We start from the raw sequence: 17,989 nt of genomic DNA on the forward strand, positions 1-17,989 counted from the left end.
GACCCCCTTTCCCGTTCGGTCTTGGAGACGCAGAGATGTCCCACACCCCCGTCAACCACCCCGCGCGGCCGATCTACCGGGCAATCGGCGGGCTCGTTGGTCTGTACTTCGTCGTCTTCGGGGTGCTCGGCATCATCGTGAGCGCCGGCAACGACGTACTCGCCCAGGACGACACCAAGGTCCTCGGCCAGGGCACCAACCTCGGCTTCTCGCTCCTCTCCGTCGTGCTCGGGGCCATGATCCTGCTCGGCGTGGTGATCGGCCGCAACCTCGACGTGGCGATCAACCAGTGGCTGGCCTACGCCCTGATCGCGCTCGGCCTGGCCGAGCTGGCGTTGCTGCAGACCAGCGCCAACATCTTCAACTTCTCGATCATGACCGACATCGTGGTCCTGGTCCTGGCGCTGGTGCTCCTGATGGCCGGCATGTACGGCAAGGTCGGCACCGACCAGGAGCACGAGGAGTGGCAGAAGGCCCGCCTGGTGCTCTGAACCCAGCCTCCTGGAAGGCCCGGCTCCGGCCGGGCCTTCGGCGTTTCCGGGCACGGGAGCGGCAACTCGGGGGACAATTGCCTCGAATTGGTCACTTGGCTGGAGGCTCCCATGGCACACATCCCGGTGAACCATCCCGCGCGCCCGCTCTACCGGGTGCTGTCCGGGCTCATCGGCCTCTACATCCTGGTCTTCGGTGTGTACGGAGTCTTCCTGACCTGGGGAGACGGGTTGTTCAGCCGGGAGGGCAAGTGGGTTCTCGGGCTCCGGACCGACCTGGCGTTCGCGCTGGTCTCCGTGGTCTTCGGCGCGTTCCTGCTGATCGGCGCGTCCCGGCGGGGCAATCTCGGCCACTACATGAACCTGACCGCCGGGGCGGTCTTCCTGGTCACCGGCATCCTCATGATGGCCGTGCTGCAGACCTCGGCGAACATTCTCAACTTCTCGATGTCCACCGTGATCGTGTCGATGCTGTTCGGGCTGATCCTGCTCGCCACCGGCCTCTACGACAAGGTCGGCACGGACGAGCACGCCGAGGACGAGCGGCGCCGCCGCAACCACCCCGTCGCCGAGGCCCACCGCTGAGCCCGCTCACCCCGTCCGGCGGGTGATCAGACCCGGCTTCGCCTCCAGATGCGACAGGCCGTTCCAGGCCAGGTTCACCAGGTGTGCCGCCACCGTCTCCTTCCGCGGCTTGCGCACCTCCAGCCACCAGCGCCCGGTCAACGCCACCATGCCCACCAGCGCCTGCGAATACAGCTCCGCCAGCTTCGGGTCGTACCCCCGGCTGGAGAACTCCGCACCCAGGATGTGCTCCACCTGGTGCGCCACGTCGTTCATCACGCTGCTGAAGTTGCCCGTCGCCGACATCAACGGCGACTCCCGGACCAGCACCCGGAACCCGCTGGTCTCCTCCTCGATGTACGTCAACAGCGTCAACGCCGCCTGCTCCAGCAGCTCCCGGGGATGCCCCGCGGTCAGCGCCGTGGTGATCCGCTCCAGCAGCGACCGGACCTCCCGGTCCACCACCACCGCGTAGAGCCCCTCCTTGCCGCCGAAATGCTCGTACACCACCGGCTTGGACACCTTCGCCCGGGCGGCCACCTCCTCGATCGAGGTGGCGTCGAAACCGCGCTCGGCGAAGATCTGCCGGGCGATCGAGATCAGCTGCTCGCGCCGCTGGGTCGCGGACATCCGTACCCGGGAGGAAGGCTTGGCCGCCGGCACGGCGCGCCGCCGGGCCGAGCTGGCGTCGTTGCCGGAAACCTCGGTCATCTCGTCACCTCGCCGGCGCTCGGTGACGCCCTGCCGTGGAATCTGTGTGCTCACCCTGCCGCCCCGTCCCGTGGCCGGGGCCCGGCGGTCGGGCTGAAGCTCGGTCATCCGGCCATCCTGCCAGGCCGGCGTCGCCCCAGACGACCGGTTACCGCCGCGCCCGGCCCGACCCCACCAGCTTCGCGGTGATCCGTTCCGGCCGTGGCCAGCGCACCGCCCACACCGCGCCGACCTTCTCCAGCAACCAGATCACCCGCGCCGACGGGTCCAGTTGGCCGCGCAGCACCCCGTGCCGGGCACTGGTCGGTTCGGCGTGGTGCAGGTTGTGCCAGCTCTCCCCGAACGACAGCAGCGCCAGCGGCCAGAAGTTCGACGCCCGGTCCCCCTGGCGCACCGCGAACGGCCGCTCCCCGTACACATGACAGACCGAGTTGATCGACCAGGTCACGTGGTGCAGCAGCGCGATCCGGACCAGTCCGCCCCAGAAGAACGCGGTCAGCGCGCCCTGCCACGACCAGGTCAGCAGCCCGCCCATCGCCGCCGGCCCGAGCAGCGACACCGCCACCAGCAGCGGGAACAGCCGGTCGACCCGGCGGGTGGCCCGATCGGCGAGCAGATCCGGCGCGAACCGCTCCCGGTTGGACAGCTCCCGGTCGAACAGCCAGCCGACGTGCGCGTGGAACAACCCGCGGGCCAGCCCTCCGACGCTCTCCCCGAACCGCCACGGCGAGTGCGGGTCGCCCTCCAGATCGGAGAACGCGTGGTGGCGCCGGTGGTCGGCCACCCACTGGATGATCTCGCCCTGCACCGCGAAGGACCCGGCCACCGCCAGGCCCACCCGCAGCCACGGCTTCGCCCGGAACGAGCCGTGGGTGAAGTAGCGGTGGTAGCCGACGGTGATGCCGAGCCCGGAGAGCACGTACCAGAAGGCCGCCACGAGCACGTCGCTCCAGCCCAGCCAGCCGCCCCAGGCCACCGGTACGGCGGCCAGCAGGGCCAGGAACGGAATGACCACGAAGGCCCAGAGGGCGATCAGGATGCCCCGGGACTGGTGCCCCTGGGTGAGCGGCTTCGGGCCCGCGTCGGGGCCGGTCAGGGCGGTCGACATGGCACCTCCCAGCGAAACGGGTTACGCCTACGTCACCGTAACCAGAGGCGTGCTAGATCGCAGCGCACTCCGTCGTTCATGAATGGACAGACTGTCGTACGCACGTTCTAGCGTCCTCTCGTGACCGACCCGCTCGCCGACGAGGCGCGCCGCCTGCGCGTCGAGGAAAAGCTGTCCGTCCGGGACATCCGGGCCCGCCTGGGCATCGGCCGCGACCGGGTGTACGCGCTGTTGCACGGCGTACCACCGCCCGACTGGACCCGCCGTCCCCGGGCCAGGGACGACCTGCGCGCCGAGGCGGTGCGGCTGCGCGCCCACGGGCGGTCGGTCAACCAGATCGCGGAGCAGCTCGGCGTGGCGAAGTCGACCGCGTACCAGTGGGTGAGGCACCTGCCGCTGGATCCGGACGAGGCGGCGGCGGAGCGGCGACGGGCGCACTCGAAGGTGATGACCGACGCCCGGTGGGGCGCGTACCGCGAGCTGCGCGACGCGGCGCAGGCGGCCGAGCATGAGCGCGCTGCCGAGGTCGTCGGTGAGGTCGACGAGCGGGTCCTGCTGATGCTCGGTGCGGCGATCTACTGGTGCGAGGGGGCCAAGTCCAAGCCGTGGCGCCGGTCGGAGAAGGTGCAGTTCATCAACAGTGATCCGGGCTTGTTGGCGATCTTCCTCCGGTTCCTGGAGAGCTGCGGCGTCGACCGTTCGGCGCCGACGTACCGGGTGAGCATCCACGAGTCGGCCGATGCCGACGCGGCGGTCCGCTGGTGGGTGCAGCGGCTGAGGCTGCCCGCTGAGCGGTTCGGCCGCACGACGCTCAAGCGGCACAACCCGACCACGGTCCGCCGGAACACCGGCGACGACTATCACGGTTGTCTGGTGATCACCGTGCCGCGTAGCCGCGCGCTCTACTGGCGGATCGAAGGTATGATCGCCGAGCTGTTCCGGATCGCCGACGACAAGCGGGCCTGAATCAGTGGCCGTCAGGTCTTGACACTGCGATGGGGTGTGGGGTAACGGCAACCCGCAGGCCTTTGGAGCCTTGAGCTCCTGGTTCGAATCCAGGCACCCCAGCTCAGTCAGTTCACAGGCGTGGACGGCATTTGTGCGGCCGGATGCGAATTGCGGCAAGCCACGTGGTTAGCATGGCCGCGAGACTGTCGCCGTCCCGACGGGAGCCACGTCGTGTCCCAGCCCCACCTCCGCACCGTTGTCGTGCTCGCCGCCGGTGAGGGCAAGCGGATGAAGTCGGCCCTGCCCAAGGTGCTGCACCCGCTGCTCGGCCGTACCCTCCTCGGCCACGTGCTGGCCGCCGCCGCGCCGCTGGCCGCGGACCGCACCGTGGTGGTGGTCGGGCACGGCGCCGACCAGGTCCGGGGGCACCTGGCCGAGGTCGCGCCGGAGGCCACCCCGGTGCTGCAGGAGCGCCAGCTCGGCACCGGCCACGCGGTACGGATCGCGCTGGACGCGGTCCCGGAGGTCACCGGCACGGTCGTGGTGATCAACGGGGACGTCCCGCTGCTGCGGCCGGAGACGGTGGCGGCGCTGGTCGAGGCGCACGAGGGTGCCGGCGCGGCGGCGACCGTGCTCGCCGCCGAGGTGCCCGACCCGACCGGCCTCGGCCGGATCGTGCGGGACGCGGACGGCCGGCTGGCGCAGATCGTGGAGGAGCGGGACGCGACCCCGGAGCAGCGCGCGCTGCGGGAGATCAACGCGGGCATCTACGCGTTCGACGTGGCCCGGCTGCGGGACGCGCTGGGCAAGCTCTCCACCGACAACGACCAGGGCGAGGAGTACCTGACCGACGTCTTCGGGCTGCTCCGCGACGCCGGTGAGCCGGTGGCGGTGCACTGCGCCCCGGACCACGTGGAGACGCTGGGCTGCAACGACCGGGTCGAGCTGGCCGGGCTGCGCCGGTTGCTGCGGGACCGGGTGAACGAGGGCTGGATGCGGACCGGGGTGAGCATCCTCGACCCGCACACCACGTGGATCGACGTGACGGTCAGGGTGGAGCGGGACGCGGTGATCGACCAGAACACGCAGCTCCAGGGCGCGACGGTGGTCGGCGCCGGGGCGATCGTGGGCCCGGACACCACGCTGATCGACACCACCGTCGGGGAGGGCGCCAGCGTGGTGCGTAGCCACGCGACGGGCGCCGAGGTCGGGCCGCGGGCCACCGTGGGACCGTTCGCCTACCTGAGGCCGGCGGCGAAGCTGGCGGAGAAGGCGAAGGTGGGCACCTTCGTCGAGGTGAAGAACTCCGAGGTGGGGCCGGGCGCGAAGGTGCCGCACCTGTCGTACGTCGGGGACGCGACGATCGGCGCGCGGGCGAACATCGGCGCGGCGACGATCTTCGTGAACTACGACGGGGTGAAGAAGAGCCGCACGGTGGTCGGTGAGGCGGCCTTCGTCGGCTGCGACACCAGCCTCATCGCGCCGGTCGAGGTGGGTGCGGGGGCGTACATCGCGGCGGGCAGCGCGATCAGCCAGGACGTGCCGCCGGGGGCGCTCGGGGTGACCCGGGCGCCGCAGCGCGCGATCGAGGGCTGGGTGGCCCGCAAGCGGGCCGGGACGGTGTCCGCCGAGGCGGCGGAGCGGGCTCGCGAGGGTGCGTCCGGTGAGGCCGGAGCCGCAAGCGAAGGTGACTGACTCCACGGGGATCGCCGGGCCGTGGGTGGAGCGGTGAACACGGGGGATACTGCAACCGAATAGTGCCCGGCTCCTCGACCGCCGGGAACCACCGACATACGGGAGCAGACGGGCCCATGGGCAGCATCGTCGCCGAAAACCGCAAGAGCCTGATGCTCTTCTCCGGACGGGGTTTTCCGGAGCTGGCCAAGGAGATCGGTGAGGTGCTCGGCGTCGCGCCGACGCCTTCCGACTCGTACGATTTCGCCAACGGCGAGATCTTCGTACGGTTCAAGGACTCCGTGCGTGGTTCGGACGCCTTCGTGGTGCAGTCCGTGACGCACGGGGTCAACACCTGGGTCATGGAGACCCTGATCATGATCGACGCGTTGAAGCGTGGCTCGGCCAAGCGGATCACCGTGGTGCTGCCGTTCTACCCGTACTCGCGGCAGGACAAGAAGCACCGCGGCCGGGAGCCGATCTCTGCGCGGCTGGTGGCCGACCTGCTGAAGACGGCGGGCGCGAACCGGATCCTCACGGTCGACCTGCACACCGCGCAGATCCAGGGCTTCTTCGACGGCCCGGTGGACCACCTGTTCGCGATGGACGTGCTGGCCGAGTACGTCGAGCACAAGTACGCGGGCCGGCCGATGACCGTGGTGGCGCCGGACTCGGGCCGGGTGCGGGTGGCCGAGCGGTGGACGGACCGGCTGGGTGGCTGCCCGCTGGCGTTCATCCACAAGACCCGGGATCCGCTGAAGCCGAACCAGGTGGTGGCGAACCGGGTGGTCGGTGAGGTCGAGGACCGGGTCTGCCTGATCGTCGACGACATGATCGACACGGGTGGCACGATCACCAAGGCCGCGGACATCCTCAAGGAGTCGGGCGCGGCGGAGATCGTGGTCGCCTCGACCCACGCGTTGCTGTCCGACCCGGCGACCGAGCGGTTGAAGAACAGCCCGATCAGCGAGGTCGTGGTGACCAACACGCTGCCGCTGCCGCCGGAGAAGCAGCTCGACAAGATCACCGTACTGTCGATCGCGCCGCTGCTGGCCCGGGCGATCCGGGAGGTCTTCGACGACGGTTCGGTGACCACGCTCTTCGGTGGCCTGAGCTGAGTCGCGTCCCGGGCCGGCGGCGGCCGCGGTGGGTCGCCGCCGGCCCGGGAAGCGGCCGGCGAAGTGCCACCGGCGGTGATATGGGGACTGCCGGAAAGCCGGGAAATCCCTCGGGTAGACTGGTGCGGTTGCCACGGCGAGGGTGCCCGGCGGGCCGCTGAAAAGCACCGCACGGAGGCGCCGTCATCGACGCGGTGCTCCGGGCAGTCGTTCATGACGCATGAGCCCCAGCGAGCCCCTCGCCCCAGCACCGCAAGACGACAAGCCGCCGCAGCGAAGCATCAGGAGTTTCCCCGTGTCCGAGGTAAAGATCAGCGCCGAGCCCCGTACCGAGTTCGGCAAGGGTGGTGCCCGTCGTACCCGCCGGGCCGGCAAGGTGCCCGCCGTGCTGTACGGCCACGGCGAGAAGCCGAAGCACATCGCGCTTCCGGCGCGCGAGTTCGCCGCCGCGATCCGCAAGGGCGGTGCCAACCAGCTCTTCGCGATCGAGGTCAGCGACGGCACCCAGGTGCTGGCGCTGCCGAAGGCGATCCAGCGTGACCCGATCAAGGACACCTTCGAGCACGTGGACCTGCTCCTGGTCCGCCGCGGCGAGAAGGTCACCGTCGAGGTCCCGGTCCAGCTGACCGGTGAGGCCGCCAAGGACACCCTGATCGTCCACGACCACGACACCCTCTCGGTGACCGCCGACGCCACCAAGGTGCCGGACCACCTGGAGGCCTCGATCGAGGGCGCCGAGGCCGGCACCCAGATCACCGCCGGCGACGTGGAGCTGCCGGCCGGCGTCGAGCTGGCCGCCGACTCGGAGCTGCCGGTCGCCTCGGTGACCGCCGCCCCGACCGCCGAGCAGCTCGAGGCCACCCTCCCCGAGGTCGAGGTGGCCGAGGAGGAGATCGAGGAGGGCGTCGGCGAGGAGACCGCCGAGTCCTCCGAGGGCGCCGAGGCCGGCGAGCCGGCCGCCGCGGGTGGCGAGGAGACCGCCGAGACGACCGAGGCCTGATCGGTTCGCAGGCTGTGCGCGACAGGCGTCCCCGGTTCCCGGGGGCGCCTGTCGGCGTATCGGGGCGAGTCGCCCGGTGTCGGGCTGGACGGAAGGACGTGGCGTGACGGACGAGTCGGGGCCGTGGCTGGTGGTCGGCCTGGGCAACCCCGGTCGGGAGTACGCGGGCAACCGGCACAACGTCGGCTTCATGGTGGCCGACCTGTTGGCGGGGCGGCTGGGCGGGAAGTTCGGGCGGCACAAGCGGGCGGTGGCGGAGGTCGCCGAGGGGCGGCTGGGGTTCGGCGGCCCGAAGCTGGTGCTGGTGAAGCCGCTGACGTACATGAACCTGTCCGGCGGGCCGGTGGTCGGGCTGGCGCAGTTCCACAAGATCCCGCCGGGCCGGGTGATCGCGGTGCACGACGAGTTGGACATCCCGTACGGTCAGCTGCGGGTCAAGTGTGGCGGCGGCGAGGGTGGGCACAACGGCCTGCGCTCGATGTCGAAGTCCCTGGGCACGAAGGACTACGTCCGGGTGCGGTTCGGCATCGGCCGGCCGCCGGGGCGGCAGGACCCGGCGGACTACGTGCTGTCGGACTTCTCCTCGGCCGAGCGCAAGGAGTTGGAGTTCCTGGTCGACCGGGCGGCGGACGTGGTGGAGTCGGTGATCACCAAGGGCGTGGAGCCGACGCAGAACCTGTTCCACGGGGCGTGACGCGCCGCCGCTGCGGGTCCGTGCCGGTAGGCTGCGCCTTCGACGAGGCGGGGGCCGACGACGGCGAGCGACGGGAGCGGAAAGCATGGGCAGTCCTCCGATGATCGACGGTGCGTTCGCCCGCTGGTTGGCGGCGCGCGCCGGGCAGGTGCTGATGAACCTGCGTACGGAGATGGGCTTCGCCGACCCGGGGGCGTTGAAGTCGGCCGGGGACAAGGTCTCGCACGACCTGATCCGTACCGAGCTGGCGAAGTGGCGGCCGGCGGACGCGGTGCTGTCGGAGGAGGACGAGGGTTCCCGGTTGGCCTGGACGGCGGAGGTGAGCCCGGACGCGGTGTCCCGGCTGACCGCCGACCGGGTGTGGATCGTGGACCCGCTGGACGGCACCCGCGAGTTCGCCGAGGAGGGCCGCACGGACTGGGCGGTGCACGTGGCGCTCTGGGCACGCAACGCGCCGACGCCGCACGGGTTGGTCGCCGGGGCGGTGGGGCTGCCGGCGCAGCACCGGGTGCTGGCCACCGACTATCCGCCGGCGTACCCGCCGATGACGTTGGAGGCGGCGACCGCGCCGGGTGGGCGGACCATCCGGCTGGCGGCCAGCCGCAGCCGCCCGCCGGTCTTCCTGACGGATCTGGCCGAGGACCTCGGGGCGCACCTGGTGCCGATGGGCTCGGCGGGCGCGAAGATCGCCGCGGTGGTGACCGGTGAGGTGGACGCGTACATCCACGCGGGTGGTCAGTACGAGTGGGACTCGGCGGCGCCGGTCGCTGTGGCGACGGCCACCGGACTGCACGCTTCCCGGATCGACGGTTCTGCGCTGAAATACAACGAGGCCGACCCGCGCCTACCCGACCTGCTGGTCTGCCGTAAGGATCTCGCCAGCCGGTTGCTTGCAGCGTTGCAGCGGCATTCCGGGTAGCCTGAACGTTCTTCCTGACGAGTCCGACCGGAAAGGTCTGGAATTCGATGAACGGATTCGTGTCGTGACGTCCCCGGCGGCGTACCAGGTCTCCCACCTCGACGCCCTGGAGGCGGAGAGCATCTTCGTGATGCGCGAGGTGGTCGCCGAGATGGAGCGGCCGGTGCTGCTCTTCTCCGGCGGCAAGGACTCGATCGTGATGCTCCGGTTGGCCCAGAAGGCGTTCGCGCCGGCCAACATCCCCTTCCCGGTGATGCATGTGGACACCGGGCACAACTTCCCCGAGGTGCTGGAATACCGCGACCAGCGGGTCGCCGAGATGGGCCTGCACCTGATCGTGGCGAGCGTGCCGGAGGCCCTGGCCGCGGGGCTGGTCCGCGAGTCGGCGGACGGCATGCGCAACCGGATCCAGACCCCGGTGCTGCTCGACGCGGTGGAGAAGCACCGGTTCGACGCGCTGTTCGGCGGCGCCCGGCGGGACGAGGAGAAGGCCCGGGCCAAGGAGCGGGTGTTCAGCTTCCGCGACGAGTTCGGCCAGTGGGACCCGAAGAACCAGCGCCCGGAGCTGTGGTCGCTGTACAACGGCCGGCACCACCCGGGCGAGTCGATCCGGGTCTTCCCGCTGTCCAACTGGACCGAGCTGGACGTGTGGCACTACATCGCGCGGGAGCGGATCCCGCTGCCGTCGATCTACTACGCGCACGAGCGCGAGGTGGTCGAGCGGGACGGCATGCTCTACGCGGTCAACGAGTTCATCCGGCTCAGGGCGGGCGAGGAGCGGTTCAAGGCGCAGGTGCGCTACCGGACCGTGGGTGACGCCTCCTGCACCGCGGCGGTCCGGTCGGACGCCGACACGGTGGAGAAGGTGATCGAGGAGGTCGCCGCCACCCGGATCACCGAGCGCGGCGCGACCCGCGGTGACGACCGGGTCAGCGAGGCCGCCATGGAGGACCGCAAGCGGGAGGGCTACTTCTGATGAGCGCCGAGACCCAGTCCCCGGCCGCCGCCGAGGCCCGGCCGATGGACCTGCTGCGCTTCGCCACCGCGGGCAGTGTGGACGACGGCAAGTCGACCTTGATCGGCCGGCTGCTGTACGACACCAAGTCGCTCTTCACCGACCAGTTGGCCGCGGTCGAGGCGGTCAGCGCGGCCCGGGGCGACGAGTACACGAACCTGGCGCTGCTCACCGACGGCCTGCGGGCGGAGCGGGAGCAGGGCATCACCATCGACGTGGCGTACCGGTACTTCGCCACGCCGCGGCGGAAGTTCATCATCGCCGACACCCCCGGGCACATCCAGTACACCCGGAACATGGTCACCGGCGCCTCCACCGCCGACCTGGCGCTGATCCTGGTGGACGCCCGCAAGGGCCTCGTCGAGCAGTCCCGCCGGCACGCGTTCCTCTGCTCGCTGCTGCGGGTGCCGCACCTGGTCCTCTGCGTCAACAAGATGGACCTGGTCGACTGGTCGGAGGAGGTGTTCGAGCGGATCGCCGCCGAGTTCACCGCGTTCGCCGCGAAGCTCGAGGTGCCCGACCTGACCGTCATCCCGATCTCCGCGCTGCGGGGCGACAACATCGTCTCCCGGTCGGAGAACATGCCCTGGTACGAAGGCCCGTCGCTGCTGCACCACCTGGAGCGGGTGCACATCGCCTCGGACCGCAACCTGGTCGACGTGCGCTTCCCCGTGCAGTACGTGATCCGCCCGCAGTCCACCACCGTCACCGACTACCGGGGGTACGCGGGCCAGGTCGCCTCGGGCGTGGTCAAGCCCGGTGACGAGGTGATGGTGCTGCCGTCCGGCTTCACCAGCCGGGTCGCCTCGGTGGAGACGGCGGACGGCCCGGTGGCCGAGGCGTTCCCGCCGATGTCGGTGACGGTCCGGCTGACCGACGAGATCGACATCTCCCGCGGCGACATGATCTGCCGGCCGAACAACGCCCCGGCCGTCGCGCAGGACATCGAGGCGATGGTCTGCTGGATGGACGAGACCCGCCCGTTGCAGGTCGGCGGCCGGTACGCCATCAAGCACACCACCCGCTCGGCGCGGGCGATCGTGCGTGGCCTGCACTACCGGCTGGACATCAACTCGCTGCACCGGGACGAGGCGGCCGGCGAGCTGAAACTCAACGAGATCGGCCGCGTCCGCCTGCGCACCACCGTGCCGCTGCTGGCGGACGAGTACCGCCGCAACCGCACCACCGGCGGCTTCGTGATCATCGACGAGACCACCAACCGCACGGTCGGCGCCGGCATGATCGTCGAAGCCGGCTGACCGACCACCACGGGCGCTGATTCACGGAAAGAGTGGCCATGAGCGCGAGAATGGCGACTCTTTCCGTGTAAGAGGCCGCACTCGCGGTGCGGTGGTCAGTCGAGGCGGGTGGCGCCGGCGGCCGGGAGGACAGTCAGGGTGCCGGGGGCGGCGAAGCCGCGTGCGGCGTACGCGGCGGTGACGGCGGCCGCCACCGCGTCGGCGGAGTCCGCGTCGACCAGGGCGAGGACGCAGCCGCCGAAGCCGCCGCCGGTCATCCGGGCCCCGTACGCCCCGGCGGCCAGGGCCGCCTCGACCGCGGTGTCTACCTCCGGCACGGTGATCTCGAAGTCGTCGCGCATCGAGGCGTGCGAGGCGGTCAGCAGCGGGCCGATGTCGCGGATCCGGCCGGCGCGCAGCAGGTCGACGGTGTCGAGCACCCGCTGGTCCTCGGTGACCACGTGCCGAACCCGCCGGCGGGTCTCGTCGTCGGGCAGCCTGCCCAGCGCCGCGTCGAGGTCGGCCGCGTCGACGTCGCGCAGGGCGGCCACCCCGAGGATCCGCGCCGCCTCCTCGCAGGACTTCCGGCGGGAGGCGTACTCGCCGTCGGCGTGCCGGTGCGGGGCGCGGCTGTCGATCACCAGCATGGCCAGCCCGGCGGCGCCCAGGTCGAACGGGATCTGCTCGACCTCCTCGGAGCGGCAGTCGAGGAAGAGCGCGTGCCCCGCCCGGCCCCGGATCACCGCCGACTGGTCCATGATCCCGGTGGGTGCGCCCACGTACTCGTTCTCGGCCCGCTGGGCCAGCCGGGGCCAGCGCGCGGCCGGCAGGTCCAGGCCGCCCAGCTCGACCAGGGCGGCCAGCGCCGCGGACTCGATGGCCGCCGACGAGGAGAGCCCGGAGCCGACCGGCACGTCGGAGGCGATGGCGAGCCGGGCGCCGGGGACGCGGTGGCCGGCGGCCCGCAGCGCCCAGACCACGCCGGCCACGTAGGCGGCCCAGCCGGTGACCGCGCCCGGCTCGTCGGCCTCCCGCGGCCCGAACTCGACCGGGTCGTCGTCCAGCTCCGACCAGACCGTCCAACGTTCGTCGTCCCGTCCGGCCGCGGCGACCACGGTACGCAGTGGCAGCGCGAAGGGGAGCACGAAGCCGTCGTTGTAGTCGGTGTGCTCGCCGATGAGGTTGACCCGCCCGGGAGCCGCCCAGCGGCCGGCCGGCTCCGCGGCGTACCGCTGCCGGAAGCCGGCGGTGGCGCGGGCGGCGACGTCGCCGGACGGCGTGGGCGGCGACGCGGCGGCCGCGCCGGTCATCGCCGCCCCAGGACGTGCTCGCGGTAGAACGCCCAGGCGTCGCCCACCATGTCGTGCAGGGTGGGCTTGGCCGGCACCCAGCCGAGTTCGGCGCGGGCCAGCGCGGCGGAGGCGACCAGCTCGGCCGGGTCGCCCTCGCGGCGCGGGGCCACCTCGACCGGCACCGGGTGGCCGGTGACCTCGCGGACCACCTCGATCACCTGCCGGTTGGTGAAGCCGTTGCCGTTGCCCAGGTTGTAGATCCGGTGCCGGCCGGGCGTCGCGGCGTCGAGTGCCAGCAGGTGGGCCCGGGCCAGGTCCTCGACGTGGATGTAGTCGCGGACGCAGGTGCCGTCGACGGTGGGGTAGTCGTCGCCGAAGAGTTGCAGCTTCTCGCGCCGGCCGGCGGCCACGTCGAGGGCCAGCGGGATCAGGTGCGTCTCCGGGTCGTGCCGTTCCCCGATGGCCCGCCCGCCGTGCAGGTACGCCCCGGCGACGTTGAAGTAGCGCAGCGAGACGGCGGCCAGGTCGTGCGCGATCGCCTCGGAGGTGAGCGCCATGTCGACGGCCAGCTTGGTCGCCCCGTAGGTGTTGGTCGGGGCCTTGACGGCGGTCTCCGGGATGGGCAGCTCGCTGGGGTTGCCGTAGACGGCGGCGGTGGAGGAGAAGACGAGCCGGGGCACCCGGGCGGCGCGGACCGCGTCGAGCAGGGCGAGCGAGCCGACGGTGTTGGTGTGCCAGTAGAGCTCGGGCTTGACCATCGACTCGCCGGCGGCGATCAGCGCGGCGAGGTGCAGCACGCCGTCGAACCCGGCGTCCGGGGTGAGCACCCGGGCGGCCTCGTGGACCGGCAGGTCGACGTGGGTGGCCTCGGGGGCGAGCGCCTCCCGGTGGCCGGTGCGCAGGTCGTCCAGGACGGTCACTTCGTGGCCGTTGTCCAGCAGCATCCGGGTCACCACGCTGCCGATGTAGCCGGCGCCGCCGGTGACGAGCAGTTTCACGTCGGGTCCTCCCTGCCTGGCCGGGCCCCGCGCCGGCCGTCCGTCGACCACCCTAGGGCCGCCGGCTGTGCCTCCGCTGCCCGCAGTCCACCGCTATTCCACCACAATCCGTCATGATTGAACAGATCCGAACATCAGCGCGGGTGCCCGGCGGGCGCTGTCTACCATCCTTGTCATGCGGGAGGCAGGCGGTCCCGGACTCCGACGACGACCGTCGGGGCGGGCCCGACGCGAGCCGGGACCGGTCGCCCGGACCGTCGCCCGACTGGTGGTCCGCGCCGCCGACGGTGCCACCCGCCTGGTCACCGACCTGCTCGGCGCCAGCCCGGCCGCCGGCCGCGAGCGGATCAGCGAGGCCGAGCTGCGCGACCTGGTCGCCGCCAACACGGTGCTCGACCCCGACGAGCGGCGGATCATCGACGAGGTGCTGGTGGCCGGCGCGCGGCTGGTCCGCGAGGTGATGGTGCCGCGTACCGAAGTGGTGTTCCTCTCCGCCGGGCTCACCCTCGCCGAGGCGGAACGGCTGGTCCGGGCCGAGACGCACACCCGCTACCCGGTGGTCGACGGCACCCACGACGACGTGGTCGGCTTCGTTCACCTGCGGGACGTGCTGCTCCGCCCGGAACGGGACCGGTGGGCCACGGTCGGGGAGCTGACCCGCGAGGTCAAGCGACTCCCCGGCAGCAAGCGGGTGCTCGCCGCGCTCACCGAGATGCGCCGGGAGGGGCACCACCTGGCCGTGGTCATCGACGAGTACGGCGGTACCGCCGGCATCGTGACCTGCGAGGACCTGGTCGAGGAGTTGGTCGGCGAGATCCACGACGAGTACGACGACATCCCGCCCGATCCGGCCCACGGCGGTCTGCCCGCCGTCGTCGACGGGCGGCTCAACCTGGCCGACTTCGCCGAGCGCACCGGGGTCCCGCTGCCCGCCGGGCCGTACGAGACGGTGGGCGGGTACGTGATGGCCGCGCTCGGCCGGCTCCCGGTCGCCGGCGACGAGGTCCCGGTGGCCCCGGACCGGCGCGGCGCCGGCGGGCCCGATCCCGAGGACCCGCCGGGCGGGTGGCTGCTGCGGGTGCTCACCCTGGAGGGGCGGCGGGTGTCCCGCCTGGCGGTTTCCGCCGCGCGCCTACCGGAGCAGCGACGCGAGGTCAGCGGCCCGGTCACCGCCGCCGAGCGCCGACCCGCCGGCCCGTCATGACGTACGCCGGACGTTGCTGACAGAATTGCCGCCATGTCCGACGTACCCGCCCGCCCGCGCGTCTTCTCCGGCATCCAGCCGACCGCCGACTCGTTCCATCTCGGCAACTACCTCGGCGCGCTGCGGCACTGGGTGGCCCTGCAGGACAGCCACGACGCGTTCTACTGCGTGGTGGACCTGCACGCGATCACCGCCGGGCACGACCCGAAGGTGCTCAAGCAGCGCAGCCGGGTCGCGGCGGCGCAGCTCTTCGCGCTGGGCCTCGACCCGGAGCGGAGCACCCTCTTCGTCCAGTCGCAGGTGCCCGAGCACCCGCAGCTGGCCTGGGTGCTCGGCTGCATCACCGGCTTCGGCGAGGCCAGCCGGATGACCCAGTTCAAGGACAAGTCGCAGAAGCAGGGCAGCGAGCGGGCCAGCGTCGGCCTGTTCACGTACCCGATCCTGCAGGCCGCGGACATCCTGCTCTACCAGGCCCACGCGGTCCCGGTCGGCGAGGACCAGCGGCAGCACCTGGAACTCTCCCGGGACCTGGCCCAGCGGTTCAACTCGCTGTTCGGGCCGACCTTCACCGTGCCGGCGCCGCACATCGTCAAGGACACCGCCAAGATCACCGACCTGCAGGACCCGACGGCCAAGATGTCGAAGTCGTCCTCCTCGCCGGCCGGCATCATCGACCTGCTGGAGGAGCCGGCCCGCTCGGCCAAGAAGATCCGCTCCGCGGTCACCGACACCGGCCGTGAGATCGTCTTCGACGCCGAGGGCAAGCCGGGCATCTCCAACCTGCTCACCATCTACTCGGCGCTCTCCGACCGGAGCATCGACAACCTCGTCGCCGCGTACGACGGCAAGGGCTACGGCGACCTGAAGAAGGACCTCGGCGAGGTGGTCCGGGAGTTCGTCACCCCGATCCAGGAGCGCACCCGCGCCCACCTGGACGACCCGGCGCAGCTCGACAAGCTGCTCGCGCACGGCGCGGAGAAGGCGCGGGCGGTCGCCGCCGCGACGCTGGCGACCGCGTACGAGCGGATCGGCTTCTTCCCGCCGGTGCGGGCCGAGTAGCGGCCCGGGCGCGACGGGACGGGTGGACACAGTCGGTGGCCGGAGGGGTGGCGCGGAGCGTGGATGGCAGGGACGGGGCGCCGGACGCCGGCGACACCATCCAGATCGGGATCGCGGTGGACATCCCCGAGCCGTGGGGCGGGATGCTCACCCGCCGCCGGATCGAGGCCGGCGACCCGCAGGCCGTCCCGGCGCACGTCACCCTGCTCGGGCCCACCGAGATCCCGGTACGGGCACTGCCCGCCGTCGAGGCGCACCTGGCCCGGGTGGCCGCCACGCACCTGCCGTTCACCCTGCACCTGCGCGGCACCGGCACGTTCCGGCCGGTCACCCAGGTGGTCTTCGTGGCGGTGGCGGCCGGGATCAGCGAGTGCGAGCTGCTCGCCGCCGCCATCAACTCGGCCCCCGAACTGCACCGGGAGGCGCGCTTCCCGTACCACCCGCACGTCACGGTGGCCCAGGACGTCCCGGCCGAGGTGCTCGACAAGGCGTACGAGGACCTCGCCGACTTCTCCGCGCTGTTCGAGGTGGAGGGGTTCACCCTCTTCTCGCACAGCGGGGCGACCCGGTGGCAGCCCCGCCGGGACTTCCGGCTCGGCGGCTGAGCTGAGCACGCGGCCCGCCCGCCTCCGGGGCGACGGCGGATCGGCGAGGATGACGTGATGAAGGTGATCGGCCGGATCGAGGCCGCGGCGAACCGTCGGATCGACGCCGCGCGCGACCGGCTGCCGGCCTTCGACCACCTGTGGCGGGCCGGGGCGCTCTACGCCAACGTGCTCGCCGGCCGGCTCGCCGCCGCGATCGCCTACTACGGCTTCTTCGCGGTGTTCGCGCTCGCCCTGGTCGCGTACTGGGTGTTCGGCACGATCCTCCAGGACAACCACGAGGTCAGCAGGGCGGCGGCGGACTTCCTGGAGCGGAACCTGCCGTTCCTCGACCCGCAGCAGATCGCCGAGAGCAGCAACACGGTCGGCGTGGTTGGCCTGATCATCCTGGTCTTCACCGGGATCGGCTGGGTGGAGGCGATCCGCTCCTCGCAGCGGCTGATGTACGGCCTCAACCAGCAGCCCGGCAACCTGGTGGTGCGCCGGCTGGTCGACCTGGGTGTACTGGTCGCGGTCTTCGTGCTGCTCGGCGTCTCGGTGGCCGCCGTCGACGCGCTGGAGTCGCTGCTGCGCTTCCTGCTGCGCAGCACCGGATCGGTCGGGCTAACCACGGTCAGCGCGGTGCTCAGCGTGCTGGTCAACGCCGTACTGGCGGTGGCGTTGCTGGTCGCGGTGCCCCGGCTGCGGATGAGCCGGCGTCGGCTGCGCCCGGTGGTCCTGGTGGTGGCGATCGGCATCACCCTGCTGAACACGGTCGGGCGCTACTACGTGGTCCGCACCGAGCGGAACCCCGCGTACACGGTGGTGGCCACCGCGGTGGGCCTGCTGCTCTACCTCTACCTGCTCAACCAACTGGTGCTCTTCGGCGCCGCGCTCGCCGCCACCAGCCGGTACGGGCGGGTGGCCGACCTGGCCGACGGCGCCGCCGCCCGGGAGGTGGACGTCGAGGTGGACGAGGAGACCGACCCGGGTACGCCGGGAGGGGCGGGATGAGCACGCGCATCCGGATCGACGCGACCTCGGCGGTGCCCCCGTACGAGCAGGTGCGCGGGCAGCTCGCGAGCATGATCGGTGACGGCCGGCTGCCGGTGGGCACCCGGCTGCCCGCGGTCCGGCAGCTCGCCACCGACCTGGGACTGGCGGTGAACACGGTGGCCCGGGCGTACCGGGAACTGGAGGGGGCGGGGCTGGTGGAGACCCGGGGCCGGCACGGCACCGTGGTCGCTCCCGGCCGGGACGACGCCACCGACCGGCTGCACCGCGCCGCCACCGAGTACGCCGCCGAGGCCCGCCGCCTCGGCATCCCCCCGGACCGCGCCCTCGCCCTCGTCCGCGCCGCCCTCGCGGCCAC

18 protein-coding genes, 1 tRNA gene and 1 pseudogene are annotated in these 17,989 nt (G+C 71.9%); 16 read left to right on the forward strand and 4 right to left on the reverse strand.

The annotated features are described in order from the left end of the window. Positions 1–35: 35 nt before the first annotated feature. Together EFE23_RS16120 and EFE23_RS16125 are read left to right on the forward strand one after the other, a co-directional pair. Complete coding sequence (locus EFE23_RS16120) at positions 36–491, forward strand: DUF4383 domain-containing protein (RefSeq protein WP_123241749.1); 456 nt, start codon at positions 36–38, stop codon at positions 489–491. 111 nt (positions 492–602) lie between these two features. Further along, positions 603–1,076, forward strand: coding sequence for a DUF4383 domain-containing protein (locus EFE23_RS16125; RefSeq protein ID WP_123241750.1), 474 nt, complete (start codon positions 603–605; stop codon positions 1,074–1,076). Positions 1,077–1,082: 6 nt separating this feature from the next. Here EFE23_RS16125 and EFE23_RS16130 read toward each other — a convergent pair whose 3' ends face one another. Continuing rightward, on the reverse strand, positions 1,083–1,766 hold the full coding sequence (locus EFE23_RS16130; protein ID WP_123241751.1) for a TetR/AcrR family transcriptional regulator: 684 nt from the start codon (positions 1,764–1,766) through the stop codon (positions 1,083–1,085). 148 nt (positions 1,767–1,914) lie between these two features. Then, on the reverse strand, positions 1,915–2,874 hold the full coding sequence (locus EFE23_RS16135; protein ID WP_123241752.1) for an acyl-CoA desaturase: 960 nt from the start codon (positions 2,872–2,874) through the stop codon (positions 1,915–1,917). A 120-nt stretch (positions 2,875–2,994) separates the two neighbouring features. On the opposite strand from EFE23_RS16135, the gene EFE23_RS16140 reads away from it, so the two are divergent. The 9 genes and pseudogenes from EFE23_RS16140 (at position 2,995) to cysN (ending at position 11,501) form a co-directional block, all read left to right on the forward strand. Next, the gene (locus tag EFE23_RS16140) at positions 2,995–3,840 is read left to right on the forward strand and encodes a helix-turn-helix domain-containing protein (RefSeq protein ID WP_123241753.1); all 846 of its coding nucleotides are present in this window, start codon (positions 2,995–2,997) and stop codon (positions 3,838–3,840) included. Positions 3,841–3,870: 30 nt separating this feature from the next. Continuing rightward, positions 3,871–3,942: transfer RNA gene (locus tag EFE23_RS16145), tRNA-Gln, on the forward strand. Positions 3,943–4,053: 111 nt separating this feature from the next. Next, positions 4,054–5,580 (forward strand): annotated as a pseudogene (gene glmU / locus EFE23_RS16150) (bifunctional UDP-N-acetylglucosamine diphosphorylase/glucosamine-1-phosphate N-acetyltransferase GlmU). Between the two features lie 53 nt (positions 5,581–5,633). Then, the gene (locus EFE23_RS16155) at positions 5,634–6,614 is read left to right on the forward strand and encodes a ribose-phosphate diphosphokinase (protein ID WP_123241754.1); all 981 of its coding nucleotides are present in this window, start codon (positions 5,634–5,636) and stop codon (positions 6,612–6,614) included. A 295-nt stretch (positions 6,615–6,909) separates the two neighbouring features. After that, positions 6,910–7,614, forward strand: a complete 705-nt coding sequence (locus tag EFE23_RS16160; RefSeq protein WP_123241755.1) for a 50S ribosomal protein L25/general stress protein Ctc — start codon at positions 6,910–6,912, stop codon at positions 7,612–7,614. Between the two features lie 103 nt (positions 7,615–7,717). Continuing rightward, positions 7,718–8,308 carry an aminoacyl-tRNA hydrolase gene (gene pth, locus EFE23_RS16165; RefSeq protein ID WP_123241756.1) on the forward strand — a complete coding sequence of 197 codons (591 nt, stop codon included), beginning with the start codon at positions 7,718–7,720 and terminating at the stop codon, positions 8,306–8,308. Between the two features lie 85 nt (positions 8,309–8,393). Continuing rightward, positions 8,394–9,227 (forward strand): 3'(2'),5'-bisphosphate nucleotidase CysQ, encoded by an 834-nt coding sequence (locus tag EFE23_RS16170; RefSeq protein ID WP_123241757.1) that lies wholly within the window; start codon positions 8,394–8,396, stop codon positions 9,225–9,227. Positions 9,228–9,291: 64 nt separating this feature from the next. Further along, complete coding sequence (gene cysD, locus EFE23_RS16175) at positions 9,292–10,203, forward strand: sulfate adenylyltransferase subunit CysD (protein WP_123241758.1); 912 nt, start codon at positions 9,292–9,294, stop codon at positions 10,201–10,203. Further along, the gene (cysN, locus tag EFE23_RS16180) at positions 10,203–11,501 is read left to right on the forward strand and encodes a sulfate adenylyltransferase subunit CysN (protein WP_123241759.1); all 1,299 of its coding nucleotides are present in this window, start codon (positions 10,203–10,205) and stop codon (positions 11,499–11,501) included. Before cysD ends, cysN begins: the two co-directional genes overlap by 1 nt. Before the next feature lie 95 nt (positions 11,502–11,596). Here cysN and galK read toward each other — a convergent pair whose 3' ends face one another. Then, a complete protein-coding gene (gene galK, locus EFE23_RS16185; RefSeq protein WP_123241760.1) occupies positions 11,597–12,790 on the reverse strand; it encodes a galactokinase in 1,194 nt (397 codons plus the stop codon). Beyond that, the gene (gene galE, locus EFE23_RS16190; RefSeq protein ID WP_123241761.1) at positions 12,787–13,770 is read right to left on the reverse strand and encodes a UDP-glucose 4-epimerase GalE; all 984 of its coding nucleotides are present in this window, start codon (positions 13,768–13,770) and stop codon (positions 12,787–12,789) included. Before galE ends, galK begins: the two co-directional genes overlap by 4 nt. A gap of 175 nt (positions 13,771–13,945) precedes the next feature. Between galE and EFE23_RS16195 the strand changes: the two genes are divergently transcribed. From EFE23_RS16195 to EFE23_RS16215, 5 genes are all read left to right on the forward strand, one after another. After that, positions 13,946–14,974: a hemolysin family protein gene (locus EFE23_RS16195; RefSeq protein WP_123241762.1), complete on the forward strand. Its 1,029-nt coding sequence runs from the start codon at positions 13,946–13,948 to the stop codon at positions 14,972–14,974. Between the two features lie 33 nt (positions 14,975–15,007). Further along, positions 15,008–16,033, forward strand: coding sequence for a tryptophan--tRNA ligase (gene trpS / locus EFE23_RS16200; protein ID WP_123241763.1), 1,026 nt, complete (start codon positions 15,008–15,010; stop codon positions 16,031–16,033). 59 nt (positions 16,034–16,092) lie between these two features. Further along, positions 16,093–16,638 (forward strand): 2'-5' RNA ligase family protein, encoded by a 546-nt coding sequence (locus tag EFE23_RS16205; protein WP_199737101.1) that lies wholly within the window; start codon positions 16,093–16,095, stop codon positions 16,636–16,638. A 57-nt stretch (positions 16,639–16,695) separates the two neighbouring features. Continuing rightward, complete coding sequence (locus EFE23_RS16210; RefSeq protein ID WP_123241765.1) at positions 16,696–17,631, forward strand: YihY/virulence factor BrkB family protein; 936 nt, start codon at positions 16,696–16,698, stop codon at positions 17,629–17,631. After that, positions 17,628–17,989: GntR family transcriptional regulator (locus EFE23_RS16215; RefSeq protein WP_123241766.1), on the forward strand; the 362-nt coding region annotated here is incomplete at its 3' end. The genes EFE23_RS16210 and EFE23_RS16215, both read left to right, overlap by 4 nt.

Source organism: Micromonospora solifontis, from assembly GCF_003725545.1.
In the GTDB taxonomy this organism is placed as follows: Bacteria; Actinomycetota; Actinomycetes; order Mycobacteriales; family Micromonosporaceae; genus Micromonospora; species Micromonospora solifontis.